General features: G+C 62.9%; 1 protein-coding gene. It reads right to left on the bottom strand.

The annotated features are described in order from the left end of the window. Positions 1 to 309: 309 nt before the first annotated feature. Positions 310 to 456, bottom strand: coding sequence for a DUF3309 family protein (locus tag ACKUB9_RS34355; protein WP_407531192.1), 147 nt, complete (start codon positions 454 to 456; stop codon positions 310 to 312). Positions 457 to 723: the final 267 nt, after the last annotated feature.

The raw sequence follows: 723 nt of genomic DNA, 5'->3' as shown, positions 1-723 counted from the left end.
GCCATCCGACACCTTCCCCGCCCACAACGAGCGTATCAGAGGTGTCCGTCAAACCGAGGGAGGATCAGGGGTAGCCTGGGCTCTCCTGTGTTGGCTGGTCACGCTCTGGCTCCAGAGCCGCGGCGAGGTCGAAGGCGAGGACCGGCTGGTGTCGGCATGACCTGCCAGGAGCCGGTGATGGTTTACCTAACGAGTATTGCTGAAGTTTAGCCAAGCGCTGAGGCTGGCGGAGGACGGAGCGGATGCCTGCCCCATGCTGGAATTGATGCTGAAACGCGGTCGGCGGATACCCCCTGGGCACCTGCGCAGTCACTTGTAGGGTGCCTCAAGCTCGATCTTGCAGCGTTGCGAGCTTGCGAGCGGCGCCCCGCTGAGCCCTGAGCTGTAGGCGCCAACACGCGGAAGGGCGCCGATCAGCAGCAGGATCAGGACGTTGATGAGGATAGTGCCGAGCATAGCAGACACTCCTTTCCGTCAGCCGGTCCAGCACGACCGTTCGGGACAAGGCTCCTGCCACCGAACCGATACGCCTGAGCGACCTGAAACAGCAGAACGCGCGCAGAGGGGGCGACTGCATCCGTCCACATCGGCTTCTCCTCCAGACGCCAACGCGAAGCTAGGCTGCTTGGTTAGATGGGCTCTGAAAGCGCCTTGTGTACCGCCCGCGGTTTGTGAGACACCGATTTAAACCCTATGCGGCGAGAGCCGCCGGTGGAAGCTGCG

It is taken from the genome of Methylobacterium oryzisoli (genome assembly GCF_046557895.1).
Classification (GTDB): domain Bacteria; phylum Pseudomonadota; class Alphaproteobacteria; order Rhizobiales; family Beijerinckiaceae; genus Methylobacterium; species Methylobacterium oryzisoli.
The sequence above is the reverse complement of the archived record's forward strand: the minus strand, read 5'-3'. Positions and strand labels throughout refer to the sequence as shown.

Excerpts from the sequence above, each read along its gene's own strand:
- ACKUB9_RS34355 (WP_407531192.1), bottom strand. The coding sequence starts at position 456 with ATGCTCGGCACTATCCTCATCAACGTCCTGATCCTGCTGCTGATCGGC.